The organism is Micromonospora sp. NPDC048898 (assembly GCF_043198035.1).
Taxonomy (GTDB): Bacteria; Actinomycetota; Actinomycetes; order Mycobacteriales; family Micromonosporaceae; genus Micromonospora.
On the sequence record NZ_JBICUF010000007.1, the window covers coordinates 301,462 to 324,855 of the forward strand.

Genomic DNA, 23,394 nt, shown 5'->3' on the forward strand with positions numbered 1-23,394 from the left:
TACCATCGCGAGCATGGATGGACGAGCGTGGATCCTGATCGGGGTGGCCGCCCTGCTGCTCGCCGTGCTCCTGGTGGCCGCGCTGCTCGTCGTCGGGCGGCGCAGGCGTCGCGCCCCGGCCGGAGCCGACGAGACGATGCGCCGAGCGCGCCAGGCTATCCGCCAGAGCGGGCACCAACAGCGCCGCCAGCGCCGGGGCACCACGCGTGGCAAGGGCTACGGCGGCAACGACAACCAGGCCTACAACAGCGGCATCGCCAGCGACTCCGGCGGCGGGCCCTGACCGCGACCCCGCGCCCTTGTCCGGGGCCGGTCACCACTATCGCCGCCCGGCGGCAGCCCACCCTCTACCTCGTACCGCTGCGGCGCTCACACCAGTATCCTCGTTGACCATGGCGGCCTTCGACCCGGAGGCGGACCACAGCCACGATCACGCGTTCCGCTTGCTGATCAACACGTCGGTGACGTTGTTCTGGCGCCCGCAGCTTCTGGACGAGACGACCGCCTGGTTGTGCGCCCACGACCATCAGGTGATCCGCCTCAACGCCGCACACTGGTCAACCGAACACGATCTCCACCGCGAAATCGCTGCGGCGCTCAGCTTCCCGGACTACTACGGACGCAACCTCGACGCCCTCAACGACTGCATGCGTGACGTGGTGAATCAGGACTACGGGTGGACACCGAGCACGACCGGCCTCGCTCCGGTCTTCACCGACTACGACGCCTTCGCCGCCCACTGTCCTCGCGCTGCCCAGTTCGCGCTCGACATCATGGCTGACCACTCCCGCCGCGCCGCGCTCTACGGCCGTCGCCTCATGTGCCTGGTGCAGAGCAATGACCCACACATCAGGTTCGCGCCCGTCGGCGCCACACCTGTCATGTGGAACAGCGCCGAGTGGCTCGACTCCAAGCGCCGCCCCACCTCATCCGCAACCCCGGGAAGCTTCTGAAACGCGACCCGGCAGCCGCTCCCCCGCCGAGCCGCCCGGGGACAGCATCCGCTTCCGCCTGAGCCAACCCGGGCACCGCAACCGCCTCGGCTGAGCCGAGCCTCCCGGCAGAGCAACCGCCCCCCACTGAGCCTCCTGCCACCGCGACCGTCTCCGCTTGTCTGATCCCTCCCGACACAGCAGCCTTTCCGCCAAGCCGGCCGGCCCCGGACATCGCAACCGTCCCCACTGGACGGCAAAATTGTCGTACACCTGTGCCATTCTTGGTTCGTGTTGGAGGAGTTGACGCAGGCTGAGGCGGCGGTCGCCGCGTGCGTTGACGCGTCGGCCTGGGCTCTTGCGGAGTCCGATCTCATCGAGGCACTCGACGCCGCGCACCGGCTCGAGCAGCGCCTGGCGGCCGTGCAGCTGTCCCTGGTGCGGGAGCTGGACGGCCGCGGCACGGCCGTAACGCGGGGAGCCTCGTCAACGGCGGTGTGGCTGCGGGAGCGACTCCACCTCACCATATCCACCGCCCGCCGGCTGGTCGACCTCGCCGCCGCCCTGGACGCCGGCAACACGGGGATACGCGCCGCTCTGGCAAACGGGGACATCACAGTGGACCAAGCGCGGGTCATCGCTGACACCGTCGCCACCGTGCACACCGCCGCCGGAGCGCAAGCAGCAGACAAGGCTGTCGGCGTGTTCACCGAGTGGGCCGGGCAGTTCGACCCCACCCTCCTGCGCAAGCTCGGCACCCGCATCCTCGACCACGTCGCGCCGGAGGCCGCCGATGCCGCCGCCCAAGCCGCCCTGGAAGCCGAGGCCCGCCGCACCAGCCGCGACCGCCACCTCACTCTCTCCACACTGAGCGACGGCCGTCTGCGACTCACCGGCATCCTCGACACCGAAACCGCAGGCCTGCTCCGCGCCGCGATCGACCCACTGAGCGCACCCTCCGGCCCCGACGACACCCGCTGCGCCGGGCAACGCCGCCACGACGCCCTCGCCGACATCTGCCGACTCAGCCTGCGCACCGGCGACCTACCCGAGCACGGCGGCAACCCCGCACAGATCGTCGTCACCACCACCTTCGACACTCTCGCGGGGGAACTCGGCCCAGGCGCGTTGGACACCGGCCTGCACCTCACCCCCGAGAGTGTCCGCCGACTCGCCTGCGACGCCGCGATACTCCCCGCCGTCCTCAACGGCGCCGGTCAACCCCTCGACGTCGGCCGGCAACGCCGGCTCATCACCGGCACGGTCCGCCGCGCCCTCGTTCTGCGCGACCGCGGCTGCGCTTTCCCCGGCTGCGACCGCCCGCCGCGTTGGTGCGACGCCCACCACATCCGACACTGGGCCGACGGCGGCACCACCAGCCTGGCCAACGCCGTCCTGCTCTGCGGCCACCACCACCGACACCTGCACCACACCGACTGGGCCGTCCGGCTCGGCGGCGACGGCCGCCCCGAATTCGTGCCGCCCGCCTGGCTCGACCCCGCGCAGGTCCCCCGCCGCAACCACTACCACCGACGAACGTGACCCTCCTGCGCCACCAGCCGTCGCATGTATGCGCTGAGCGATGGTGGTGGGTTGCCCGATCGCCCCGTATCCGCTAGGCCCGCACGCGCCGACTGACGCGCTCCTTACGCCCCGGTCTTCCGATCACCACGGGTGCCGGAGCGGAACGCAGCCCGGACTTGATCACGTACAGCTCACGCTTGGCCGTGGCCATACCCCGCGCGTCGAGCATGTACCCCGTGATCCAGATCCAGTCGTTGTAGGGATCGTCCTCGCCGATGGACACCACCCGCATCAACAGCGCCCGGTCCCCCGTGAACTGCACCGAGCAGTCCGGGCCGATGAACACGACGTCGCCGGCCTTCACGCCAGCCACCCGAGGAACCTGCGGTACACCGTGTCGGCGGGAGCCCAGGTCATGTCCTGCATGGCTGCGGTGAGGTGCGACCTCAGGTAGATCCGAAGGGCTACCGGCGAAGCGGCGTACTCCCCCAACAGCTCCACGCGGCGTGTGGCACAAGGCCAGGGCCGGTCGCATCCCTCGCACAGCCAGAGCGGCAGGACCGGCCCGTGTGTGGTCATCAGCTCTCACCCGGCCAGTGGCCCCGATTGATCGGGATCCGGTGTCTGACCCGACAGGGCAGTTCGTTCCCGCACTTGCAGACGTTGCGCCACCTGACCCACGACCACACGGGCCTATGCCTGCGAGCCAGGGTCAGGGCTACGGCAGTCAGATACTCCGCAAAAGTGACGCGTCGGGTCATGCGTCCACGGTCGTCGACCCGGTCGGATTAGTCAACTGGCAATAGCCGAAAGGATAGGGCGAGTCGCTTTACGTTCGGGCGTATGGACCGAGGGCCGGGGCAGCTCATGGGGCCGTACGAGATCGCCGAGCGCCTGGGCGTCTCGCGGCAGCGGTTCCAGCAGCTCGCCCGATACCCCACCTTCCCGAAGCCGTACCAGGAGCTACGGGGAACGAAGGTCTGGTTGGCCGAGGACGTCGAGGCGTGGATCAAGAAGTACCGCCAACCGCGCCCGACCGAGGACGACACACCGGACTGATTGCTCATCGACGCCAGCGGAACAGTTCCGCCACCGCCTTGATGATGCCCGGCCTGTCCTTGGGACCGGCGCCCCGGAGAGCCACAGCGGTGATGACGATCTTTCCGGCGACAGGCACGCCGACGATGGCAGCCGCCATCCACGGAGTTGCGGTGAGAACCGGCTCAAGATTCGCGAGCCCCACGATGCCCTCGGCCCGTCCGCCTTACGACAAGCCTGGCGAGCAGTGCTCGTACGTGGGTGGTCGCAGGCTTGGTGTTTGGCGCGTTTATGAGATCACTCCGGGGTGTCGGTTGTCGTGCACACGACACGTCGGAGGCGCTGGGCAACGAACGCACCGTAGGCGGGCTGTGACGGGTGCCGCAGCGCTCGGGGCATCGGTAACGCGTACGTCGGTCCTAGGGTCGGTGTGTGGGCACCTGGACGGGGATTCGCGGCCGCTGGCGGTCTCTGTCGCCGCTGCCGCCGCCGGGTCGGCTGCGTACCCTGTCGCTGGCCACGCTCGCCAACACCGTCGGGACCGGGCTGTGGGTGACCGGTTCGGCGCTCTATCTCACGCGCGTCGTCGGGCTGAGTCCGACGCGGGTCGGGCTGGGGCTCACGCTCGCCGGCCTGGTCGGGCTCACCGCCAGCGTGCCGCTCGGCGGGCTGGCCGACCGGCGTGACCCGCGGAACCTCCGGGCGGTCCTGCAGTTGGCGCAGGCCGCCGTCGCCGTCGCGTACCTGTTGGTCGGCTCGTTTCCGGTCTTCCTGCTGGTGGCCATACTGGACGCGCTGCTGATCTCCGGCAACCTGGCGGTCCGCGCGGCGCTTGTGGCCGCGGTCGGCGGACCGGAGGGCCGGGTGCACGCCTTCGCCACCCTACGGGCGGTGGCCAACCTGGGTGTGGCGCTCGGCGCGGGGCTGGCCGGGTTCGCGCTGGCGGCGGACACCGGTTGGGCGTACCGACTGCTCGTGGTCGGCAACGCCGCGACCTATCTGGTCTCGGCGGCGCTGATCATGCGACTGCCGGGGTATCCGCCGGTCCGGCGGCTCCGCCGGCCCGGCCCCGGTCGTGCGCTGCGCGACGGACGGTTCCTCGCGGTCGCCGGGGCATCGGCGGTGCTCTCCCTGCACTGGGTGGCGCTGACACTGCTGGTGCCACTGTGGGTGGTGGCCCGCACCGACGCCCCGCCGGTGTTGGTCTCCGCCATGCTGCTGGTCAACTCGCTGCTCACCGTGGTGCTCGCGGTACGCCTGAGCGGTGGCGCCCGGCACGCGCTGCCGGCGGCGGCGACGATGCGCCGGGCCGGGCTGGTGCTCGCGGCCGGGATGCTGCTCTGGGGCGCGACCGGCTTCGTCTCCGGTGCGCTGACGATCGGCCTGCTGCTGTGCGCGACAGTGATCTACACCCTCGGCGACCTGTGGCACGCCGGGGCCGGGGCGGCGCTGGCCTACGACCTGGCCGCCCCGGACGCCATCGGCGCCTACCAGGGGGTCGACACGCTCCTCGCCGGGCTGGCCCGCGCGGCCGGGCCGGCGTTGCTGACCTGGCTGATCCTCGGCGGTGGCCCGATCGGCTGGCTGGTCCTGGCCGGGCTCCTCGCCGGCACCGGTCTCGCCGGGCCACCGCTCACCCGGTGGGCTCTGGCGAACCGTGCCGAGCCGTCGCCGGCCAGCGATCAGCCGATCTCCTCGTCGACGTAGCACCAGCGCCAGGCTTCACCCGGCTGGGCCGAGCGGATCACCGGGTGGCCGGTGGATGCGAAGTGCTTGCTCGCGTGCTGGTTCGGCGACGAGTCACAGCAGCCGACCTGCCCGCAGCTCAGGCAGGTGCGCAGGTGCACCCAGTAGGTCTCGCCGTCGGCGACGCAGTCGGCGCACTCGTCGGGGGTGCGTGGCTCGGCGGCACCGGCCTCGGTCAGGTGCTGACAGCTCACTTCTCTACCTCTCGCAGCAACGACTCTTCCAGGTCCAGGTCACGATAGGCCCGCACCAGGACCTCCTCCGGAATCCGACCGGAGTCCCGGGCAGCCCGGAACACATCCCGCTCGGCGTCGATCATCTCTTGTCGCAGCCGACCGTACGCCTGTGACGGGGTCTCCCGCTCGTCGCCTCCGAGGCGTTCCCACGCCATGTTGGTGCGGTCCTCCACCGCTCGACGCAGCCGGTCCACCACCGCATCCGGTGCGGTGTCGGCCAGCGCGTCGAGGCGGTCCTGGGCGGCCCTGCTGGCCTGCTGCTGCACACCGGCCGCGGACAGCGCGTCCTGTACCGGGTCGTCCTGGGGCAGCTTCAGCCGGCGGGCGACCATCGGCAGCGTGGCACCCTGCCCGACCAGGGTGACCACGATCACCACGAAGGCCAGCCAGATGAACAGCGCCCGGGGGTACGGCTCGTCGCCGGCCAGGGTCAGGGGCAGGGCCAGCGCGGCGGCCAGTGTCACCACTCCCCGCATCCCGGCCCACCCGATGATGATCGGGAACTTCGGCGACGGGGCCGGGTCGCGGCGGCGGATCCGGGGAACCAGCCGGGCCAGGTAGGTGGCCGGGAAGAGCCAGATGAAGCGGGTCAGGAACACGGTGGCGAGCACCGCGACGGTGATGAGCACGAGCGAGCCGGTCGGCTCGTCGAGGTCGCGCAGCACCTCCCGCAGTTGCAGGCCGACCAGGAGGAAGACCAACCCCTCCAGCAGGAACCGGGCCAGCCGCCAGAACGCGCCGGTCTGCAACCGGGAGGCCGCCGAGAGCAACTGGGACAGCTTGTGGCCGAGCGCCAGCCCGGTGACCACCACCGCGACCACGCCGGAGGAGTGCACCGCCTCGGCGGCGAACACCACCGCGAACGGGATGATCAACGACAGCGCGTTGTCCAGCAGCGGATCGGTGATCCGCCGGTGCAGGAAGCCGAAGACCACCGCGCCGAGCGCGCCGATCAGGATGCCGCCGCCGGTGGCCCGCAACACCTCGATGGCGATCTTGTCGGCGCCGACCGCCGAGCCGGCGGTGGCCATGGTCGCGACCCGCAGCAGCACCAGCGCGGTGGCGTCGTTGACCAGGCTCTCCCCCTCCAGGATGGTGACCACCCGGCGGGGCAGCCCGACCCGGCGCGCGACAGCGGTGGCGGCCACCGCGTCCGGCGGGGCGACCACCGCGCCGAGGGCCAGGCAGATCGCGAACGGCACCTGCGGCAGCAGCAGGTGCAGCACGAACCCGACCACGAACGCCGTGAACAACACCAGGCCGACCGCGAGCAGCAGGATCGGCCGGATGTTGTTCTTGAACGCCGGCACCGACGTTTCCAGCGCGGCGACGTAGAGCAGCGGCGGCAGGATGCCGACAAGCACCAGCTCCGGGTCGAGTTCGACGTGCGGGACGCCCGGCACGAAGGAGAGCGCCAGGCCGAGCACGACAAGCACGATCGGCGCGAGCAGACCGAGCCGGCGCGCCAGTGCGGCACCGAGGGTGGCGATCGCCAGGAACACGACGACCGGAAACAGGCTTTCCATGGGGTACGAGCCTAGGGGTACGCCTGTTCGGGCCTCGATCAGCCGGGCCTCGATCAGCCGGTCGGCCGCAACTTCGGCAGCACCTCCGCGCCGAACGCGTCGATGAAGCCGCGCTGCTCCTGCCCGACGTGGTGCAGTGCGATCTGGTCGAAGCCCAACTCCACGTACTCCTCCAGCCAGCCGACGTGCCGGCCCAGATCGGCCGAGATGTTCACCAGGTCGGCGACCCGCTGGGCCGGCACGTCGGCGGAGACCACGTCGAAGTGCTCGACCGTCTCCAGGTCCCAGCAGACCGGCGGGGCGAAGACGTTGCTGCGCCACTGGTCGTACGCGAGGGCCTCGGCCTGCTCCTGCTCCGGCGCCCAGGAGACGTGCACCTGCAGGTGCAGCGGGCCGCGTCCACCGGCGTCCCGGTACGCGTCGATCATCTCGCGCAGGTGCGCCACCGGGGCGTTCACGGTGATCAGGCCGTCCGCCCACTCGGCGCACCAGCGGGCGGTGGCCACGCTGACGGCCGCGCCGACGAGCGCGGGCGGCTGCTCGGGACGCGTCCACAGCCGGGCGCGGTCCACCCGGACCAGCCCGTCGTGGCTGACCTCCTCGCCGGCCAGCAGCGCCCGGATCACGTCCACGCACTCCCGCAGGCGGGCGGCGCGGACGTCCTTGCGCGGCCACGGGTCGCCGGTGATGTGCTCGTTGCTGGCCTCACCGGTGCCCAGGGCGGCCCAGAACCGGCCCGGGTACATCGCGCCCAGGGTGCCGATCGCCTGCGCGATGATCGCCGGGTGGTACCGCTGACCGGGCGCGTTGACCACGCCGAACGGCAAACCGGTGGCCTGCAACGCCGCGCCGAGCCAGGACCAGGCGAATCCGGACTCGCCCTGCCGGGCGCTCCACGGCGAGAAGTGGTCCGAGCACATGGCGGCGTCGAAGCCGGCCCGCTCGGCGTGCGTCACCGCCTCCAACAGGGCGCGCGGACCGATCTGCTCATGCGAGGCGTGGAACCCGAACGACGTCATGGGCGCACTTCCTACCCACGACGGCGCCGACTGATGCGTGCCCCGGTACGACTCGGCCTGATGCGTGCCCCGGTACTACTCGGCGTGCGCGCCGGCGCCGGCCGAGGCGGCACCCTCGCCCACCCAGACCGTCTTGGTGTTGCAGAACTCCCGCATGCCCAGCGCCGACAACTCCCGCCCGTACCCGGAGTTCTTCACACCGCCGAACGGCAACTCCGGGTACGAGGTGGTCATCCCGTTGATGAAGACGTTGCCCGCGTCCAGGTCGGTGGCGAAGCGCTCCTGCTCGGCCGGGTCCCGGGTCCAGGCGTTCGAGCCGAGCCCGAAGCTGGTGCCGTTGGCGACCTCGATCGCCTCGACGTACGACGACACCCGGAACAGGCCGGCGACCGGGCCGAAGACCTCCTCGGACCACATCCGCATCTTCGGGGTGAGGTCGGTGACCACTGTCGGCGGGTAGAACCAGCCGTCGCCGGCCGGCGGCTCGCCGCCGCAGAGCACCGTCGCGCCGTTGTCCACCGCGTCGCGGACCTGGGCGTGCACCTCGTCGCGGCCGCGCTCGCTGGCCAGCGGCCCCACGTCGGTGTTCGGGTCCATCGGGTCGCCGACCCGCAGCGCGGCCATGTTCGCGGCGAACTTCTCGGCGAAGGCGTCGAACACGTCGGTGTGCACGATGAACCGCTTCGCGGCGATGCAGGACTGGCCGTTGTTCTGGCAGCGGGCGGTGGTGGCCACCTCGGCGGCCCGGTCCACGTCGGCCGAGGGCATCACCACGAACGGGTCGCTGCCGCCGAGTTCGAGGACCGTCTTCTTCAGCTCCCGGCCGGCGATCTGGGCGATGGACCGGCCGGCGGGCTCACTGCCGGTGAGCGTGGCGGCGCGGACCCGGGGGTCACCGAGGATCGTCTCGACCGCGTCCGAACCGACGAGCACGGCGGTGAAGGCTCCCTCGGGGAAGCCGGCCCGGCGGAACACGTCCTCCAGCAGCAGCGCGGTCTGCGGCACGTTCGAGGCGTGCTTGAGCAGACCCGTGTTGCCGGCCATCAACGCCGGCGCGGCGAAGCGCATCACCTGCCAGAGCGGGAAGTTCCACGGCATCACCGCGAGCACCACGCCGATCGGCTGGTAGCGGATGAACGCCCGGGTCGCCTTCACGGCCGGCGCGTCGGCCGGCTCGTCGGCGAGGAACCCCGGGGCCCGGTCGGCGTAGAAGCGGGCGGCCGTGGCGCACTTGGTCACCTCGGCCTGCGCCGAGGCGTACGTCTTGCCCATCTCGGTGGTCATGATCCGGGCGATCTCGTCCCGTTCGGCGTCCAGCAGGTCGGCGGCGGCGTTCATCCACCGGGCGCGCTCGTCGACGGTGGTCTCCCGCAGTTGCCGGTACGCGAGGTCGGTGCGCTCGATGGCGGCGTCGAGTTGCTCGGCGGACATCGCCTCATAGGTCTTGAGCACCTGTCCGGTGGCGGGGTTGGTGGTGGCGATGTGGGGCATCTCGTCCTCCTGTCACTCGAACAACGAGTGTCGTACGCCCGGCTCCTCGCGGCGGCGGGCGGCGCGGCGGCGCTGGATCACGACCAGGTCGACCACGGCGACCACGGCGAAGATCGCGCAGAGTACGCCGAGCCAGACGATGCCGGCCCCGAACGCCAGCACCGCGAAGAGCACCATGATCACCAGCCCGAAGCCGGCGAGGGTGAGACGGAGGTTCAGCGCGCTGTACGCGTGGCCCACCGTGCCACGGGCACGCCGGGGCTGCGATCTCGTCATAGCCCCCGACCTACCCCCGATCGGACGGGTTAACCGGCGCCGGGCGCCCGCACCGCGGGTGGGCCGGTGTGCTCCGGCACATCCGATCGCGCCGCGGGCCCGCGACCCGCACGATGGGCGCATGTCAATGACCCTCGCCGTGCCGGTGACCGTCGCCATCGCCCGCCGTGTCGATCCGTCCCGGTCCAGCGAGATGGTGGCCTGGATGCGGGCCGGCACGGCGTTGGCCGAGGCGTTCCCGGGTTTCCTCGGCGCCGGTTGGGTGCAGAGCGGCCCCGGCTCGCCGGACTGGCACATGCTCTATCGCTTCGCCGACGCCGAGACGCTGCGCCGGTGGGAGGAGTCCCCACAGCGGCGCTGGTGGCTCAGCTCGGCCCAGGGCATCGTCGAGCACACCCGCGTCGAGCGGCGTACCGGCATCGAGGGCTGGTTCGACCCGCCGTTGGAGCACTCGGTGGACCCGGTCGAGCCGGTCGCACCGGCGTCGCCGCCGAGGTGGAAGCAGGCGGTGACCATCTGGTTGGCGTTCTTTCCGCTCAGCCTCAGCGCCACCCTGCTGACAAGTCGTTTCCTCGCCGACGTGCCGCTGGCGGCGCGGGTGCTGCTGATGACGCTCTGCCTGACCCCGCTGATGACCTATCTGGTGCTGCCCCGCATCACCCGGGCCCTGCACCGGTGGCTGCACGGACAGCCGGCGCGGCGGCGGGATTAAAGCACCTCCGAACGTTGTCACCTACGCTCTGCCGCATACCCGACAGCAACTTCCCGGCACGCCACGTCTGGCGCATAGAGTTACCGCGCTGTCGCTCTGTGCTGCGAAACGGGGGATGTCATGCCTCGACGGTGGGTCGCCGCGCTGGCCTGTCTCGCAGCGCTTGTCGCGTTGGCCTGCGAGGGCGGCACCTCTGCGACACCCCGCCCCACCAAGAGCGGCCCGTCGAGCGGACCGGGCGGCATCGCCGCGCTCGGCGACTCGATCACCACCGGCTTCGCCTCCTGCCTGGTGCTCACCTCCTGTGAGCGCAACTCCTGGTCCACCGGCGACGGGTTGCGCGTGCAGAGCCACTACCGGCGGTTGCTCGACCAGAATTCGGCGATCCGCGACCGGACGTACAACCACGCCCGCGCCGGCGCCCGCGCGGACGCCCTGGAAGGTCAGGCCCAGGCAGCGGTACGCGACCGCCCCGACTACGTCACGGTGCTCATCGGCGCCAACGACGCCTGTCGGGGTGGGGTGGACGCGATGACGCCGGTGGCGCAGTTCCGGGCCGACGTGGACCGGGGGCTGCGGGTGCTGCGGACCGGCCGCCCGAAGGCCCGGGTGCTGGTGGTGAGCATCCCCGACCTGTACCGGCTCTGGGAGGTCGGGCACGACGACCCACGGGCGGTCCGCGCGTGGCGGCGGGGGGTCTGCCCGGCCCTGCTGGCCGAGGCGACCTCGACGGCGCCCGCCGACCGGGCGCGCCGGGAGGCCGTCCGGGACCGGATCGACGCGTACAACGCCGAGTTGGTCGCGGCCTGCCGGGCGTACGGCTCACGTTGTCGCCACGACGGCGGCGCGGCGCACAAGGTCCGCTTCACCCTGGACCTGCTCAACCCGCTGGACTGGTTCCACCCCAACGCCACCGGGCAGAGCCGGCTCGCCGAGGTGACCTGGCGACCCTCCGGTATGGCCGGTTGACCGTCCCGGAGGGGAACCGTCAGGGCTGGCGGGGCCCCGGGAGAGCCGCGCCCCGGGGGCGGTAGAGGGCCCGGGAACGCTGCGCGAGGTCCTTGGTGGCCGACGAGTTGGCCCAGGTGCCGAGCACGATGGCCGCACCTGGGATGACCTTGGCGACGATCCGCTTGGCGGCCCGGACTCCGGCCATCTGGGCCAGCCGGACGCCGAGTTGCAGCATCACCCGACCGAGCGGGCGCTGGCCACCCAGACCGAAGAGCGCGTCGGCGCGTTCCCGGCCGGCGGCCACGCCGAGCGCCAGCCGGGCGCTCTCGGCGACCTTGTGCACGCGCTGCAACACCAGCAGATCGGTGGCCCGGTCGCTGTGCATCGGGTCGACGTCGTACGCGGCGGCGATGTGCAACACCATGCGTGCCTGGGTCCAGGCCAGAACGCCCACGTCGATCACGGCGCCGGGCAGCCCGGCCGCGCCGGAGACCGCACCGGACAGCCGGGCCAGGTTGACGAACTTGCGGGTCGCCTGGTCGGCCAGGGCGTCGGCCGAGACACCGGGCTGCTCGGCCCGGGCCCGGTCGGCCCACTGCTCGGCTTCCGGCCCGAGTCGGCGCACCGCCTCCAGGGCAAGGTGCTCCGGAGCGTACTGGGGGTCGTCGCGCATCCGATCCCACAGCCGGGCCGGCGGACCCTCGGGGGCGTCCGCCGACCCGGCCGGCAGGTCGACGGACGGTTGGGGAGTAGGGGCGGCGGGCTGGCCGCCGATGGGCGGGGTGTCGGTCACCGGGTCTCCCGTGGGATGGGAATGGCGGACAGGGCGGCCGATGGAGCGGTCAGCGGCGGCGGTTGGACAGCTTGGCCGCCAGGCCCTTGAGCTTCTGCTGGTTGGCGGGCTTGGCCACCTCTCGACGACCTCGCTCGACCATCTGCTGCCCCTTCGGCGATCTCAGGAACGTGGTGATCCGCTGCATCAGTGACATGGCGTCCTCCTGTCGATGGTCCCTCAGTCATGTGTACCCCGTACCCGCAACACATGTACCCGGGATGCGACAGTCTCAACCCTGACCGTCCACAGTGGGCAGTAGACTACCGCCCCGCCGGCACGATGGCGTCGACGACCCGGATGGCCCGCCACTCGTGCTGCTGGTAGTGCTCGGGGTACGCGGAGACCTGCACGGCCTGGGCGGCGTCGGTGAGCCGCATCCGCTCCCAGCCGGGCACCTGCTCCAGCGCGCTGAGAAACTGCCGGGTGGCGAACTCCGGGTCCATCAGCCGGCCCACCGGGCCCCAGCCGCTGCTGGAACGCTGCTGGAACAACCCGACCGAGTCGTGGTCCCAGCCGACGCCCTGGTGTGGGTAGTCCTGCGACTCGGGCAGCACACCGCTGGCCACGTTGTAGAGGTTGCTCTCCTGCATGGCGGTGGCGACCGCGATCACCAGCCCCCGGCGGGGCACCCCCATCTTGCGGCCGGCACGCACGATCGCCTCGGCGTTCTCCATCTGGTCCTCGTCCAGCCCGGCGACGGGCGCCGGCCGGGTCGGGCGGGCCGGAACGGCCTTGCGAGCCGGCGCGGTGGTGTCCGGGTCGGCGGGAGTCGCCGTGGCGGACGCGGCGGGAGTCGTCGGGGCGGCGGTGCGATCGAGGCCACGGGAGGCGCGCTGCTGCTCGGCGCGCTGCGCCAGTTCCGCGCCGGAGATCGCGTCGCGGCGGGTGGCGGCACCCGCGGTCTCGTCCCGAACCTGCGCGACGGCGGCCAGGCCGAGGCAGCAGACCACGCCGGTCGCCAGCGCCACCTGCGCCCGGCGTCGACCGGCCAGGTCCCGGGTGTACGCCCGGAGGCGACTCGCGGTGGTTGTCCGTTCGGCTGAGGTGCCATCCTCCGTATCGGCAGTAGGGCCGCTCGGGGCGTACGGGTCGTCGAGGGTGCCGTCGTCACGCATCAGCCGAGGCTAGGCAGAGGGAACCCCCGATTACGCACGGTGATCACGTGGCGATCACCACACATCGGGGTCGTACTGGTGGACGACCCGGCCGGGTCGACCCGCCCGGGGAACGTTCCTCGCGTACCGGATGAAGCCGGCGCCACACGCAGGCCGACACGGCCGGTGTCAGGCCCGGACATCCGACCCCCGGGCCTGACATGATCGACAAACTCGGCCTTTGGGCCGAACGACCCCTCGGCCAATCGGCCGACCCACACCCGCCCGGCGGCATAATCGGGCGATTAGTCCGGTCACGCCCAACCCCCGGGCGACGGATCGCCCGGCGCAGGAATGCACCAGGATGGCGGGTACGTTGCCCGAACGGGTGCCCTCCGTCGCGTGGGCACCCCGCAGGCACATTTCAGGGAGGTCCGCACCGGTGCTCGACCCACATGAGCTCTACCAGCTCACCGACGATCTGCCCGACCTCGGGCAACCGGTCCTGATCCAGGCCCTCACCGGGTTCGTGGACGCCGGCAACGCCAGCCGGCTGGCGCGCGAGCAGCTGCTCACCTCGCTGGAGGGCCGGCCCATCGCCACGTTCGACGTCGACCAGCTCTTCGACTACCGGTCGCGACGACCGGTGATGACCTTCGTCGAGGACCACTGGGAGAGCGTCGACGCGCCCAAGCTGGAGCTGCACCTGCTGCACGACGACGACGAAACCCCGTTCCTGCTGCTCACCGGCCCCGAGCCGGACCTGCAGTGGGAGCGGTTCGTCGCCGCCGTGGCCGGATTGGCCGCCCGCCTGGACGTCCGGCTCACCGTGGGGCTCAACTCGATCCCGATGGCGGTGCCGCACACCCGACCGACCGGGGTGACCGCACACGCCACCCGCCCCGAGCTGATCGCCGGGTACGAACCGTGGCTGCAACGCGTCCAGGTGCCCGGCAGCGTCGGCCACCTGCTGGAGTTCCGCCTCGGCGAGCAGGGCCGCGACGCGCTGGGCTTCGCCGCCCACGTGCCGCACTACGTGGCGCAGACCGAGTATCCGGCCGCCGCCGAGGTGCTGCTCACCTCCGTGTCGCGCAGCACCGGGCTGCTGCTGCCCGGCGACGGGCTCCGCTCGGCCGCCGAGGTGGTCCGGGTGGAGATCGACCGCCAGGTCGCGCAGACCGAGGACGCCGCCGCCCTGGTCCAGGCCCTGGAGGAGCAGTACGACGCGTTCGCCCGGGGTCGGGGCGAGAAGAACCTGCTCGCCCCGGACGCCGGGCCGCTGCCCACGGCCGACGAACTCGGCGCGGAACTGGAACGGTTCCTGGCCGAACAGACCCGACCCGGCGACAACCCGGGCAGCTGACCCGGCGCGCCGAGGGCGGATGCGGCAGGCTGGGGGCATGCGCCTGGCGACCTGGAACGTCAACTCGGTGAAGGCCCGCCTCCCCCGGCTGCTGCAGTGGCTGGCCGACACCGGGCCGGACGTCGTCTGCCTGCAGGAGACCAAGTGCCCCGACGGCGCCTTCCCGGTGACCGAGGTGGGCGAGCTGGGCTACACCGTGGCCAGCCACAGCGACGGCCGGTGGAACGGGGTCGCCATCCTGTCCCGGGTCGGGCTGGACGACGTCCGGGTCGGGTTCGCCGGTGAGCCCGGCTTTCCCGACCCGGAGGCCCGCGCCATCTCCGCCACCTGCGACGGGGTCCGGGTCTGGTCGGTGTACGTGCCGAACGGCCGCACGCCCGACGACCCGCACTACGCGTACAAGCTGGCCTGGCTCGCGGCGCTGCGCGACGCGGTGGAGGCCGAGCTGACCGGTGGGCTCCCGCTGGCCGTCTGCGGCGACTTCAACGTCGCCCCGACCGACGCCGACGTCTGGGACCCGGCGGTGTTCACCCACTCCACGCACGTCACCCCGGCCGAGCGGGCGGCCCTCGCGGCACTGCGCGACCTGGGCCTCGTCGACGTGGTGCCCACCCCGATGAAGGGGCCGCACCCCTTCACCTACTGGGACTACCGGGCCGGGATGTTCCACCAGAACAAGGGCATGAGAATCGACCTGGTGTACGCGTCCGCGCCGTTCGCCCGCGCGGTCGGTTCGGCCTACGTGGACCGGGAGGCCCGCAAGGGCAAGGGCCCCTCCGACCACGCCCCGATCGTCGTCGACGCGGAGCTGGTGCCCGCGGTCGAGGGGTTCTGAGCTCGGTCTCCGTTCCGAGCACAGCGCGGTGCCTCGCTCCGAGCACAGCGCGGTGCCTCGCTCCGGTCGCAGCGCGGTGGCTAGGGTGGGCAGATGGCAGTCGTGAAGATCAACGCAATCGAGGTTCCGCCCGGCGGTGGCGCGGAGTTGGAGAAGCGGTTCGCCGCCCGAGCCGGCGCGGTGGAGAACTCCCCCGGCTTCCTCGGCTTCGAGTTGCTCCGGCCGGTGGCCGGCGAGACCCGCTACTTCGTCTACACGAGGTGGGAGACCGAGGAGGCGTACCAGGCGTGGGCCGCCGGCCCGTCGCGAGCCGCCCACGCTGCCGCTCCCGGCGAAAAGCCCCGACCGCCGGTCGCCACCGGCGCGAGCCTGCTGGAGTTCGAGGTGGCCCTGCACGTCCCCCAGCCCTGACCGTCGCCCGGCCCTGACCGTCGCCCCGGGCCATGACCGTCGCCCAGCCCTGACCGGTCGGCTGCTCACGGTTGATCCACTCGGGTTCATGGAAACGGGGCTGTCCGGGTCTGCTTGACACCCCGACTTTCATGAACCCGAGTCGATCAAGCCGACGTGGGCGGCCAGGCGAGCGCGCGGCCCAGCCGAGGCGCGCGGGTCAGGGCTTGCGGGACGACTGGAGGGTGGCGAAGGCGATCACGTTGTCGGCGTAACCGGTGCGGCCTCCGATGAACTGACCGCCGCAGGTGATCAACCGCAGTCCGGCGGGGCCGTCGTCGCCGTAGATGCGCTCGGCGGGCAGCCGGTCCTTCGGGAAGTGCTCCACCGTGTCGACCTTGAAGATCACCGTCGACCGGTCCGCCCGGGCCACCTCGATGAGGTCGCCCGGCTTCAGCTTGCCCAGATCATAGAAGACCGAGGGTCCGCTCTTGGTGTCCACGTGCCCGACGATCACCGCCGGACCGGGCTCGCCGGGCGTGGGACCACGGTCGTACCAGCCGGTCTCGTTGTGCCTCTCCAGCGGCGGTACGCCGATCGAACCGTCCCGGGCCTGCCCGACGGGTGCCACCGGCGCGGCCACCTTGATGGCGGGCACGGTGAGGCGTACCGGGCGGCTGGCCGACAACCCGACCGACTCGCTGCGCGCCGGTCGGTCGCCGCCGGCCGGAGCCCAGTCGAACGGGCCGACCGAACGGCCCAGCCCCGCCCCGGTGGCGAAGACCCCCGCCAGCACCAGCACCACGGCCAGCGGCACCGACCAGGGGCTGCGGCCGGTCGGCCGGCTCCGCCGAGGCGCCACGGCGGTCGGCGGGCGAGCGGCGACCACCGGTCGATCGTCCACCGGCGGGCGGGCAACCACGTCCCGACGATCGGAGCCCATCGCACGATCATCCATCGGCGGGCGGGCAACGACCTCCCGGTGATCCGAACCCAGCCCGCGATCGTCCACCGGCGGGCGGGCACCGGCCGGAGGCGACGAGCCAGAAGCGCCCGGTTGGCGGGAACCGGGCGGCGGCGGTGGGTGGAAGATCTCCATGACGGGCTCAGCGACGCGCGGCGCCACGGACCGGATGTGGCCGGCGTAGCGCCACGATGGCGAGGATCAACCCGGTGATGGTCAGCGCCGCGCCGCCGGGCAGCAGCAGCTTGCCGGTCATTCCGTCGGCACCGCCACCGAAGCCGGTGGCCGGACCACGGCTGGGATGGGCCGGGACCTTCTTGACCACCTGGAGCATGGTCGAGGCTGTCTCACCGTCGCGGCACTCGAGCTTGACCCGGTAGTTGCCGGGGCGCGTACGCTCACGCACCATCGGCGCGGCGGTGAGCACGCCACCCTGCGGCTGTACGCCGACCGCGCCGAAGGCGTCGGAGACGACGGTGGCGCCCACCGAGTTGTCCTGACAACTCGCCCGGATCCCGACCAGGTAGCCGGGCTGCACCGTGCTGGGGCTCACCTCGACGAAAACGTCAAACGGCGTCGGCTGGGGCGCGCCACCCGGTGGGCCTTCGGGCTGCGGCGCGGGAGCCGCGAGCACCGGCGCGGGAGCCGCGAGCACCGAGGCCACCGGCGCGCGAGCCGCCAGCACCGAGGCGACAGGCGCGGAGGCGTTGAACGTCGAGGCGACAGGCGCGGAGGCGTTGAACGTCGAGGCGACAGGCGCGGAGGCGTTGAACGTCGAGGCGACAGGCGCGGAGGCGGCCAGCACCGAGGCGACGGGAGCGGGAGCCGCGAACGCGGGAGGGGAGGCGAGCAGGGGGCCGGCGAGCACGGTCAGCACCGACAGGGTGACGCCGCCACGGGTCGCTGTCACGATGCCCCCTCTCGACGCCGTACGGCCGAGTCGGGCAGTGGAGTCCCCGACCTGCCGTACCAGTTGGATCCTCTCATTTCCGGTCGCACATCACATCCGATTCGTCGGCGGCGTCGCGTACTCTCGGATCGCTGTGACTGCCACCGAGCACGACCCCGCCGCCCCGCCCGTGAGCCGGACAATCCGCACGTTCCACCCCCGTCGAGGTCGGATGAGCGACCGGCAGACCGACGCGCTGGGCCGCCTCTGGCCCGCGTACGGCCTGGATGTGCCGGACGGACCGGTCGTGCCCGTCGACCTGGCCGACCTGTTCGGTCGCCGGGCGCCGGTGGTGTTGGAAATCGGCTCTGGCATGGGCGACAGCACCGCAACGATGGCTGCCGCCGACCCGGACCGAGATTATCTGGCGGTCGAGGTGCACACGCCGGGAATCGCCAACCTGCTCGATCTGGTGGACCGGCACGGCCTGCGGAACGTGCGGGTGGCCCAGGGCGACGCGTTGTCCCTGGTCAACGGCCTACCCGAGGGTGTGCTGGATGCCGTGCACGTCTTCTTCCCGGACCCGTGGCCGAAGGCCCGCCACCACAAGCGGCGGATCATCCAGCCGACGCACGTGGCGCTGCTGCGGTCCCGACTGCGGTCCGGCGGCACGCTGCACTGCGCGACCGACTGGGCCGAGTACGCCGAGGCGATGCGGACGACCCTGGAGGCGGACCCGGAGTTGGTGGACGCGTACGGCGGCTTCGCGCCGCGTCCGGCGCACCGCCCGGTGACGAAGTTCGAACGGCGCGCGATCACCGCCGGCCGACCCGTCGCGGACATGCTGTACCGCCGCCGGTGACCGCCGGCACACCCGGACGGAGCCCCGGCGCGGCGTCGGGGACGCCCAAGGGGCCGTTCGGGGCGCCCGGACGGGGGTCCGGCGGCGGCCGGGTTGGCGCGCGGGGGCATGATACAGGCACCATGGACAGGCTATGACGCTCACCGCCGCGCTGCCGACAAGCGCCGACCCCGACACCCTCTTCGACGCGTTCGCCGGCTGGGCGAAGGAGCGCGGCCTCGACCTCTACCCCCATCAGGAGGAGGCGGTCATCGAGATCGTCTCCGGCGCCAACCTGATCATGAACACGCCCACCGGCTCGGGCAAGAGCCTGGTGGCGATCGCCGCGCACTTCGCCGCCCTCGCCGACAGCCGGACGACCTTCTACACGGCGCCGATCAAGGCGTTGGTGTCGGAGAAGTTCTTCGCCCTGTGTGAGGTCTTCGGCGCCGAGAACGTCGGCATGCTCACCGGCGACGCCAGCGTCAACGCCGATGCCCCGATCATCTGCTGCACCGCGGAGATCCTGGCCAACCTGGCGCTGCGCGAGGGCACGAAGGCCGACGTCGGCCAGGTGATCATGGACGAGTTCCACTTCTACGCCGAGCCCGACCGGGGCTGGGCGTGGCAGGTGCCGATCATCGAGCTGCCGCAGGCCCAGTTCATCCTGATGTCCGCCACCCTCGGGGACACCACCCGCTTCGTGGACGACCTGACCCGTCGTACCGGGCGGGCGACCGCCGTCGTGCGCACGGCGGAGCGGCCGGTCCCGCTGATCTTCTCGTACGCCATGACGCCGCTGCACGAGACCCTGGAAGAGCTGCTGGAGACCAAGCAGGCCCCGGTGTACGTCGTGCACTTCACCCAGGCCGCCGCACTGGAACGCGCCCAGGCGCTGATGAGCGTCAACGTCTGCTCCCGCGCCGAGAAGGACATGATCGCCCAGGCGATCGGCGGTTTCCGCTTCACCTCCGGCTTCGGCAAGACGCTCTCCCGGCTGGTCCGGCACGGCATCGGCGTGCACCACGCCGGCATGCTGCCCAAGTACCGCCGCCTGGTGGAGACCCTCGCCCAGGCCGGCCTCCTCAAGGTCATCTGCGGCACCGACACCCTCGGTGTCGGCATCAACGTGCCGATCCGCACGGTGCTGTTCACCGGCCTGTCCAAGTACGACGGGGTCCGTACCCGGCTGCTCAAGAACCGGGAGTTCCACCAGATCGCCGGGCGGGCCGGCCGGGCCGGGTACGACACCATCGGCCGGGTCGTGGTGCAGGCGCCCGAGCACGTGATCGACAACGAGAAGGCCCTCGCGAAGGCCGGGGACGACCCGAAGAAGCGGCGCAAGGTGGTCCGCAAGAAGCCGCCGGAGGGCTCGATCGGCTGGGGCCAGCCCACCTTCGACCGGCTCGTCGACGCCGAGCCGGAGCCGCTGACCTCCAGCTTCCAGGTCAGCCACTCGATGCTGCTCAACGTCATCGGCCGGCCCGGGGACGCGTTCACCGCGATGCGGCACCTGCTCACCGACAACCACGAGGAGCCCGCCGCCCAGCGCCGGCACATCCGCCGGGCGATCGCCATCTACCGGGCTCTGCGGGCCGGCGGGGTCGTCGAGGAGCTGCCCGAGCCGGACGAGACCGGCCGGCGGATCCGGCTCACCGTCGACCTCCAGCTCGACTTCGCGCTCAACCAGCCGCTCTCGCCTCTCGCGCTGGCCACCATCGAGCTGCTCGACGCCGAGGCTCCGTCGTACGCCCTCGACGTGCTGAGCGTGATCGAGTCGATTCTCGACGACCCCCGGCAGATCCTGTCCGCGCAGCAGTTCAAGGCGCGCGGCGAGGCGGTCGCCGCGATGAAGGCCGAGGGCATCGAGTACGAGGCGCGCCTCGAACTGCTCGACGAGGTGACCCACCCGAAGCCCCTCGCCGAGCTGCTGGAAGCCGCGTACGAGATGTACCGGCAGGGCCACCCGTGGGTCGCCGACCACCAGCTCTCCCCCAAGGCCGTGGTCCGCGACATGTACGAGCGGGCGATGACCTTCACCGAGTACGTGCAGTTCTACGGGCTGACCCGCTCGGAGGGCCTCGTCCTGCGCTATCTGGCCGACGCGTACAAGACGCTGCGCCAGACCGTGCCCGAGGACGCCAAGACCGAGGAGTTGATCGACCTCATCGAGTGGCTGGGCGAGCTGGTCCGCCAGGTCGACTCCAGCCTCATCGACGAGTGGGAGCGGCTGCGCAACCCGTCCGACGTGGCCGAGGTGGCCCAGGCGCACGCCTCCCTCACCGACCGGCCACCCGCGGTCACCCGCAACGCGCGTGCGTTCCGGGTGCTGGTGCGCAACGCGCTGTTCCGCCGGGTCGAGCTGGCCGCGCTGCGCCGCTGGGATCTGCTCGCCGAGTTGGACGCCGGCGACGGTTGGGACTACGACGCGTGGGCCGACGCGCTCGCGCCGTACTTCGAGGAGTACGACTCGATCGGCGTCGGTCCCGACGCCCGTGGGCCGGCGCTGCTGATGATCGAGCAGGGCCGGGAGCGGTGGACCGTCCGGCAGAGCTTCGACGACCCCAACGGCGACCACGACTGGGGCATCAGCGCCGAGGTCGACCTGGTGGCCTCCGACGAGGTCGGGGCGGCGGTCGTCCGGATCACCGACGTCGGCCAGCTCTGACAGTCCTCCCGACAAAGGGGGTCGTCCGCAGCGCGGACGGCCCCCTTTGTCGCCTTTTCCGCACCCCCGTTTTCGCTGGGCGATGTCAGACCCGTCGATTAGAATGTATGTACTAATCAAGTTCCTGACCTGGGAGGATGCCCGTGACCGCGCCCGCCTCCACGCCCCTCACCCCCTACGCCACACTGCTCGGCTTCACCCGCTACGTCGACCGCACCGGCCCCACCAAGGCGACCTTCGTGGGCGGGCTGCGCAAGCAGCGTGCCAGCCGGTCCGGCTTCAATCCGCACGGCCAGTTCGTCAAGGCGCTCAAGGCCGACATCGCCTTCCACACCGGCGGCACGCACCTGGCCGGGGTGGTCGACGTGGTCAAGCCACGCTGGCGCCCGCTCTACCAGGCGCTCGTCCCGGGTGCCACGGCCTGGCTGCACTCCCTCGGCGATCCAGCCGCCCTCGACCTGGCCCAGACCCGCGACGCCCTGGCCATGCTGGGTGACCTGCCCGTCAAGATCAACCCCCACTTCGGGGTACGCCACGCCGACGGTCGCGCCGAAGCGATCCGGCTGCACTTCGACGAGACCCCACCGAGTGAGGAGTCGGTGCTCGCCACCCTGCACCTGATGGCCCGACACATGGACGCGGTGCTCCCGCACGCCGAGCCGGTCCTGGTCGACGTCCGCCGTGGTCAGGCCCACCGCATGCCCAATGACGCCAAGCCCGACCAGATCGAACGCTGGCTGTCCGGCGAAGCCGCCGCCTTCCAAGCCATCTGGTCCACCGCCGCCTGACACCACCCACCCCCACCCCCGCTGGCGGGGTCGAAGGGCCGCCCCGCAAGATCATGCTCGATCCAGGATGTAGTGGCTTCGCCTTCTCGGGAGGCCACTACATCCGTGTTCGAGCGCGATCATGGGGATGACGGTGTGCACGGGCGCCGAAGGAGGATCGGTGGTTATCCACAGGGGCAGCGTGACGCGGGCCTGATCGTCCAGCCTGGAGCCATGCCGAGAGCTCCTCGACGCCCGCCGCAGTTGCGTGGTCGGGTCTTTCGCGGCTCGATCGCCGTCTCGCGCGGCCTGCTGAGCCGAAACGACCTGCGCAGTTCGGCGTGGCGGCCACTGTTCCGGGATGTCTATGCCGATGCCAGGCTCCAGGTCACGCACAGAGTCAGGTGCACCGCTGTCGGGCGTTGGCTGATCCCACCGGGGGCGGCCATCGCGGGTCGCTCCGCGGCAGCGCTGTACGGCTTGCCCGGTGCCCACCGCAAGCCAGCCAGTGGATGTGTTGGTTCCCCGAGCGGCCCGGATCGGGCCGACCGCCGGCCTCCGGATCCACCACGGGAAGTTCGACCCCGGCGATGCGCTGGACAGGGCGGGGCTCAGGGTGACCAGTCCGGCGCGGACCTGCTGGGATCTCGCCCAGTGGCTCGACGTGGTCGAGACGGTGGTCGTTCTGGACAGCATGCTGGCCAGGCGGCTCACCGACGTGCCAGCCCTCCGCGAGTACGCGCTGAGCCGGGCCGGTCGACGCGGCTGGCGGTCGCTGCTCCGCGCGGTTGACCTGGCCGACGGCGGCGCGGAGTCCCCTCAGGAGTCCCGTACACGGGTACGGCTGGTGCTCGCCGGCCTGCCGAGGCCAGAGACGCAGTGGGTTGTGGCCGAGCAGGGCCGGTTCGTGGCCCGGCTGGACCTGGCCTGGCCGCAGTTCAAGGTCGCGGTGGAGTACGACGGGCTCTGGCACGACGACCCCGAGCAGTTCCATCGGGATCGCCAACGCCTCAACCGCCTGCTCGGCGGCGACTGGGTCGTGCTCCACGTCACCGCCAAGCGCCTCCGGGACGACTTCGACGGGTTCCTCGCCGAGGTCCGAGCCGCCGTGCGGACACGCTCGCGCTCTCCCCGGTAACGGTGATCGCGCTCGAACATGGAAGTAGTGGCCTCCCCGTCGAGAGAGGCCACTACTTCATGGACAACGCCGTTGCGTTTAGCGCTGTGGCCTGGAGGCAAGCCCTTTGTCGAAGGTTGTGATGGTGGCGTGGAAGGTGTAGGTCTGCGGGGTTACGGG

At 71.7% G+C, this 23,394-nt stretch carries 27 protein-coding genes; 14 read left to right on the forward strand and 13 right to left on the reverse strand.

Annotation, left to right across the window (positions count from 1 at the left end):
• Positions 1 to 13: 13 nt before the first annotated feature.
• The 3 genes from ACGFIQ_RS21105 to ACGFIQ_RS21115 all read left to right on the forward strand — a co-directional run bounded on the left by ACGFIQ_RS21105 (position 14) and on the right by ACGFIQ_RS21115 (position 2,474).
• Positions 14 to 283 (forward strand): hypothetical protein, encoded by a 270-nt coding sequence (locus tag ACGFIQ_RS21105; protein WP_393245945.1) that lies wholly within the window; start codon positions 14 to 16, stop codon positions 281 to 283.
• Positions 284 to 392: 109 nt separating this feature from the next.
• Positions 393 to 953, forward strand: a complete 561-nt coding sequence (locus ACGFIQ_RS21110; RefSeq protein WP_393245947.1) for a barstar family protein — start codon at positions 393 to 395, stop codon at positions 951 to 953.
• 270 nt (positions 954 to 1,223) lie between these two features.
• The gene (locus ACGFIQ_RS21115) at positions 1,224 to 2,474 is read left to right on the forward strand and encodes a DUF222 domain-containing protein (RefSeq protein ID WP_393245949.1); all 1,251 of its coding nucleotides are present in this window, start codon (positions 1,224 to 1,226) and stop codon (positions 2,472 to 2,474) included.
• A gap of 73 nt (positions 2,475 to 2,547) precedes the next feature.
• Here the strand turns inward: ACGFIQ_RS21115 and ACGFIQ_RS21120 are convergent, their stop codons facing one another.
• The gene (locus ACGFIQ_RS21120; RefSeq protein ID WP_393245952.1) at positions 2,548 to 2,829 is read right to left on the reverse strand and encodes a hypothetical protein; all 282 of its coding nucleotides are present in this window, start codon (positions 2,827 to 2,829) and stop codon (positions 2,548 to 2,550) included.
• A complete protein-coding gene (locus ACGFIQ_RS21125; protein WP_393245954.1) occupies positions 2,817 to 3,035 on the reverse strand; it encodes a hypothetical protein in 219 nt (72 codons plus the stop codon). Before ACGFIQ_RS21125 ends, ACGFIQ_RS21120 begins: the two co-directional genes overlap by 13 nt.
• 264 nt (positions 3,036 to 3,299) lie before the next feature.
• Here ACGFIQ_RS21125 and ACGFIQ_RS21130 point away from each other — a divergent pair, with 264 nt between their 5' ends.
• Positions 3,300 to 3,515 carry a hypothetical protein gene (locus tag ACGFIQ_RS21130; protein WP_334509531.1) on the forward strand — a complete coding sequence of 72 codons (216 nt, stop codon included), beginning with the start codon at positions 3,300 to 3,302 and terminating at the stop codon, positions 3,513 to 3,515.
• Positions 3,516 to 3,519: 4 nt separating this feature from the next.
• Here the strand turns inward: ACGFIQ_RS21130 and ACGFIQ_RS21135 are convergent, their stop codons facing one another.
• Positions 3,520 to 3,699 carry a hypothetical protein gene (locus tag ACGFIQ_RS21135; RefSeq protein WP_393245956.1) on the reverse strand — a complete coding sequence of 60 codons (180 nt, stop codon included), beginning with the start codon at positions 3,697 to 3,699 and terminating at the stop codon, positions 3,520 to 3,522.
• Positions 3,700 to 3,926: 227 nt separating this feature from the next.
• On the opposite strand from ACGFIQ_RS21135, the gene ACGFIQ_RS21140 reads away from it, so the two are divergent.
• Complete coding sequence (locus ACGFIQ_RS21140; RefSeq protein ID WP_393245958.1) at positions 3,927 to 5,201, forward strand: MFS transporter; 1,275 nt, start codon at positions 3,927 to 3,929, stop codon at positions 5,199 to 5,201.
• On the opposite strand, the gene ACGFIQ_RS21145 is transcribed toward ACGFIQ_RS21140, so the two are convergent.
• The 5 genes from ACGFIQ_RS21145 to ACGFIQ_RS21165 all read right to left on the reverse strand — a co-directional run bounded on the left by ACGFIQ_RS21145 (position 5,177) and on the right by ACGFIQ_RS21165 (position 9,788).
• Positions 5,177 to 5,434 carry a UBP-type zinc finger domain-containing protein gene (locus ACGFIQ_RS21145; protein ID WP_393245960.1) on the reverse strand — a complete coding sequence of 86 codons (258 nt, stop codon included), beginning with the start codon at positions 5,432 to 5,434 and terminating at the stop codon, positions 5,177 to 5,179. The genes ACGFIQ_RS21140 and ACGFIQ_RS21145 overlap by 25 nt on opposite strands.
• Positions 5,431 to 7,002: a Na+/H+ antiporter gene (locus ACGFIQ_RS21150; RefSeq protein ID WP_393245962.1), complete on the reverse strand. Its 1,572-nt coding sequence runs from the start codon at positions 7,000 to 7,002 to the stop codon at positions 5,431 to 5,433. Before ACGFIQ_RS21150 ends, ACGFIQ_RS21145 begins: the two co-directional genes overlap by 4 nt.
• 53 nt (positions 7,003 to 7,055) lie before the next feature.
• Positions 7,056 to 8,021, reverse strand: a complete 966-nt coding sequence (locus ACGFIQ_RS21155; protein ID WP_393245964.1) for a TIGR03885 family FMN-dependent LLM class oxidoreductase — start codon at positions 8,019 to 8,021, stop codon at positions 7,056 to 7,058.
• Positions 8,022 to 8,096: 75 nt separating this feature from the next.
• Positions 8,097 to 9,512, reverse strand: coding sequence for an NADP-dependent succinic semialdehyde dehydrogenase (locus tag ACGFIQ_RS21160; RefSeq protein ID WP_393245966.1), 1,416 nt, complete (start codon positions 9,510 to 9,512; stop codon positions 8,097 to 8,099).
• Between the two features lie 12 nt (positions 9,513 to 9,524).
• The gene (locus ACGFIQ_RS21165; RefSeq protein ID WP_393245968.1) at positions 9,525 to 9,788 is read right to left on the reverse strand and encodes a DUF6343 family protein; all 264 of its coding nucleotides are present in this window, start codon (positions 9,786 to 9,788) and stop codon (positions 9,525 to 9,527) included.
• 121 nt (positions 9,789 to 9,909) lie between these two features.
• Here ACGFIQ_RS21165 and ACGFIQ_RS21170 point away from each other — a divergent pair, with 121 nt between their 5' ends.
• Together ACGFIQ_RS21170 and ACGFIQ_RS21175 are read left to right on the forward strand one after the other, a co-directional pair.
• Positions 9,910 to 10,500 carry an antibiotic biosynthesis monooxygenase gene (locus ACGFIQ_RS21170; RefSeq protein ID WP_393245970.1) on the forward strand — a complete coding sequence of 197 codons (591 nt, stop codon included), beginning with the start codon at positions 9,910 to 9,912 and terminating at the stop codon, positions 10,498 to 10,500.
• Between the two features lie 120 nt (positions 10,501 to 10,620).
• Positions 10,621 to 11,469: a GDSL-type esterase/lipase family protein gene (locus ACGFIQ_RS21175; protein ID WP_393245972.1), complete on the forward strand. Its 849-nt coding sequence runs from the start codon at positions 10,621 to 10,623 to the stop codon at positions 11,467 to 11,469.
• 19 nt (positions 11,470 to 11,488) lie between these two features.
• Here ACGFIQ_RS21175 and ACGFIQ_RS21180 read toward each other — a convergent pair whose 3' ends face one another.
• The 3 genes from ACGFIQ_RS21180 to ACGFIQ_RS21190 all read right to left on the reverse strand — a co-directional run bounded on the left by ACGFIQ_RS21180 (position 11,489) and on the right by ACGFIQ_RS21190 (position 13,401).
• Positions 11,489 to 12,244, reverse strand: a complete 756-nt coding sequence (locus tag ACGFIQ_RS21180) for an EcsC family protein (protein WP_393245974.1) — start codon at positions 12,242 to 12,244, stop codon at positions 11,489 to 11,491.
• A 49-nt stretch (positions 12,245 to 12,293) separates the two neighbouring features.
• The gene (locus ACGFIQ_RS21185; protein WP_393245976.1) at positions 12,294 to 12,440 is read right to left on the reverse strand and encodes a hypothetical protein; all 147 of its coding nucleotides are present in this window, start codon (positions 12,438 to 12,440) and stop codon (positions 12,294 to 12,296) included.
• Positions 12,441 to 12,546: 106 nt separating this feature from the next.
• Complete coding sequence (locus ACGFIQ_RS21190) at positions 12,547 to 13,401, reverse strand: peptidase M23 (protein WP_393245978.1); 855 nt, start codon at positions 13,399 to 13,401, stop codon at positions 12,547 to 12,549.
• A 421-nt stretch (positions 13,402 to 13,822) separates the two neighbouring features.
• On the opposite strand from ACGFIQ_RS21190, the gene ACGFIQ_RS21195 reads away from it, so the two are divergent.
• The 3 genes from ACGFIQ_RS21195 to ACGFIQ_RS21205 all read left to right on the forward strand — a co-directional run bounded on the left by ACGFIQ_RS21195 (position 13,823) and on the right by ACGFIQ_RS21205 (position 15,989).
• Positions 13,823 to 14,743: a proteasome assembly chaperone family protein gene (locus ACGFIQ_RS21195; RefSeq protein WP_393245980.1), complete on the forward strand. Its 921-nt coding sequence runs from the start codon at positions 13,823 to 13,825 to the stop codon at positions 14,741 to 14,743.
• A 37-nt stretch (positions 14,744 to 14,780) separates the two neighbouring features.
• On the forward strand, positions 14,781 to 15,578 hold the full coding sequence (locus ACGFIQ_RS21200) for an exodeoxyribonuclease III (RefSeq protein ID WP_393245982.1): 798 nt from the start codon (positions 14,781 to 14,783) through the stop codon (positions 15,576 to 15,578).
• Between the two features lie 93 nt (positions 15,579 to 15,671).
• Positions 15,672 to 15,989 (forward strand): antibiotic biosynthesis monooxygenase, encoded by a 318-nt coding sequence (locus ACGFIQ_RS21205; protein ID WP_088947279.1) that lies wholly within the window; start codon positions 15,672 to 15,674, stop codon positions 15,987 to 15,989.
• A gap of 199 nt (positions 15,990 to 16,188) precedes the next feature.
• Here the strand turns inward: ACGFIQ_RS21205 and ACGFIQ_RS21210 are convergent, their stop codons facing one another.
• Both ACGFIQ_RS21210 and ACGFIQ_RS21215 read right to left on the reverse strand, forming a co-directional pair.
• On the reverse strand, positions 16,189 to 16,911 hold the full coding sequence (locus tag ACGFIQ_RS21210; RefSeq protein WP_393245985.1) for a class F sortase: 723 nt from the start codon (positions 16,909 to 16,911) through the stop codon (positions 16,189 to 16,191).
• A gap of 163 nt (positions 16,912 to 17,074) precedes the next feature.
• Positions 17,075 to 17,845, reverse strand: coding sequence for a hypothetical protein (locus ACGFIQ_RS21215; RefSeq protein ID WP_393246038.1), 771 nt, complete (start codon positions 17,843 to 17,845; stop codon positions 17,075 to 17,077).
• A gap of 208 nt (positions 17,846 to 18,053) precedes the next feature.
• Between ACGFIQ_RS21215 and trmB the strand changes: the two genes are divergently transcribed.
• The 4 genes from trmB to ACGFIQ_RS21235 all read left to right on the forward strand — a co-directional run bounded on the left by trmB (position 18,054) and on the right by ACGFIQ_RS21235 (position 23,235).
• Positions 18,054 to 18,683: a tRNA (guanosine(46)-N7)-methyltransferase TrmB gene (gene trmB / locus ACGFIQ_RS21220; RefSeq protein WP_393245987.1), complete on the forward strand. Its 630-nt coding sequence runs from the start codon at positions 18,054 to 18,056 to the stop codon at positions 18,681 to 18,683.
• Between the two features lie 133 nt (positions 18,684 to 18,816).
• On the forward strand, positions 18,817 to 21,330 hold the full coding sequence (locus tag ACGFIQ_RS21225) for a DEAD/DEAH box helicase (RefSeq protein ID WP_393245989.1): 2,514 nt from the start codon (positions 18,817 to 18,819) through the stop codon (positions 21,328 to 21,330).
• A gap of 143 nt (positions 21,331 to 21,473) precedes the next feature.
• Entirely contained in the window at positions 21,474 to 22,118 is a 645-nt protein-coding gene (locus ACGFIQ_RS21230) for a hypothetical protein (RefSeq protein ID WP_393245991.1), read from the forward strand.
• 595 nt (positions 22,119 to 22,713) lie between these two features.
• The gene (locus tag ACGFIQ_RS21235) at positions 22,714 to 23,235 is read left to right on the forward strand and encodes an endonuclease domain-containing protein (RefSeq protein ID WP_393245993.1); all 522 of its coding nucleotides are present in this window, start codon (positions 22,714 to 22,716) and stop codon (positions 23,233 to 23,235) included.
• Positions 23,236 to 23,394: the final 159 nt, after the last annotated feature.

What these genes read in the sequence shown, in the direction of transcription:
- ACGFIQ_RS21150 (WP_393245962.1), bottom strand. Translation starts at nt 7,002, where the DNA reads ATGGAAAGCCTGTTTCCGGTCGTCGTGTTCCTGGCGATCGCCACCCTC.
- ACGFIQ_RS21205 (WP_088947279.1), top strand. Translation starts at nt 15,672, where the DNA reads ATGGCAGTCGTGAAGATCAACGCAATCGAGGTTCCGCCCGGCGGTGGC.
- ACGFIQ_RS21225 (WP_393245989.1), top strand. Translation starts at nt 18,817, where the DNA reads ATGACGCTCACCGCCGCGCTGCCGACAAGCGCCGACCCCGACACCCTC.
- trmB (WP_393245987.1), top strand. Translation starts at nt 18,054, where the DNA reads ATGAGCGACCGGCAGACCGACGCGCTGGGCCGCCTCTGGCCCGCGTAC.
- ACGFIQ_RS21175 (WP_393245972.1), top strand. Translation starts at nt 10,621, where the DNA reads ATGCCTCGACGGTGGGTCGCCGCGCTGGCCTGTCTCGCAGCGCTTGTC.
- ACGFIQ_RS21155 (WP_393245964.1), bottom strand. Translation starts at nt 8,021, where the DNA reads ATGACGTCGTTCGGGTTCCACGCCTCGCATGAGCAGATCGGTCCGCGC.
- ACGFIQ_RS21110 (WP_393245947.1), top strand. Translation starts at nt 393, where the DNA reads ATGGCGGCCTTCGACCCGGAGGCGGACCACAGCCACGATCACGCGTTC.
- ACGFIQ_RS21125 (WP_393245954.1), bottom strand. Translation starts at nt 3,035, where the DNA reads ATGACCACACACGGGCCGGTCCTGCCGCTCTGGCTGTGCGAGGGATGC.
- ACGFIQ_RS21210 (WP_393245985.1), bottom strand. Translation starts at nt 16,911, where the DNA reads ATGGGCTCCGATCGTCGGGACGTGGTTGCCCGCCCGCCGGTGGACGAT.
- ACGFIQ_RS21160 (WP_393245966.1), bottom strand. Translation starts at nt 9,512, where the DNA reads ATGCCCCACATCGCCACCACCAACCCCGCCACCGGACAGGTGCTCAAG.
- ACGFIQ_RS21165 (WP_393245968.1), bottom strand. Translation starts at nt 9,788, where the DNA reads ATGACGAGATCGCAGCCCCGGCGTGCCCGTGGCACGGTGGGCCACGCG.
- ACGFIQ_RS21190 (WP_393245978.1), bottom strand. Translation starts at nt 13,401, where the DNA reads ATGCGTGACGACGGCACCCTCGACGACCCGTACGCCCCGAGCGGCCCT.
- ACGFIQ_RS21170 (WP_393245970.1), top strand. Translation starts at nt 9,910, where the DNA reads ATGTCAATGACCCTCGCCGTGCCGGTGACCGTCGCCATCGCCCGCCGT.
- ACGFIQ_RS21200 (WP_393245982.1), top strand. Translation starts at nt 14,781, where the DNA reads ATGCGCCTGGCGACCTGGAACGTCAACTCGGTGAAGGCCCGCCTCCCC.
- ACGFIQ_RS21185 (WP_393245976.1), bottom strand. Translation starts at nt 12,440, where the DNA reads ATGTCACTGATGCAGCGGATCACCACGTTCCTGAGATCGCCGAAGGGG.
- ACGFIQ_RS21105 (WP_393245945.1), top strand. Translation starts at nt 14, where the DNA reads ATGGATGGACGAGCGTGGATCCTGATCGGGGTGGCCGCCCTGCTGCTC.
- ACGFIQ_RS21130 (WP_334509531.1), top strand. Translation starts at nt 3,300, where the DNA reads ATGGACCGAGGGCCGGGGCAGCTCATGGGGCCGTACGAGATCGCCGAG.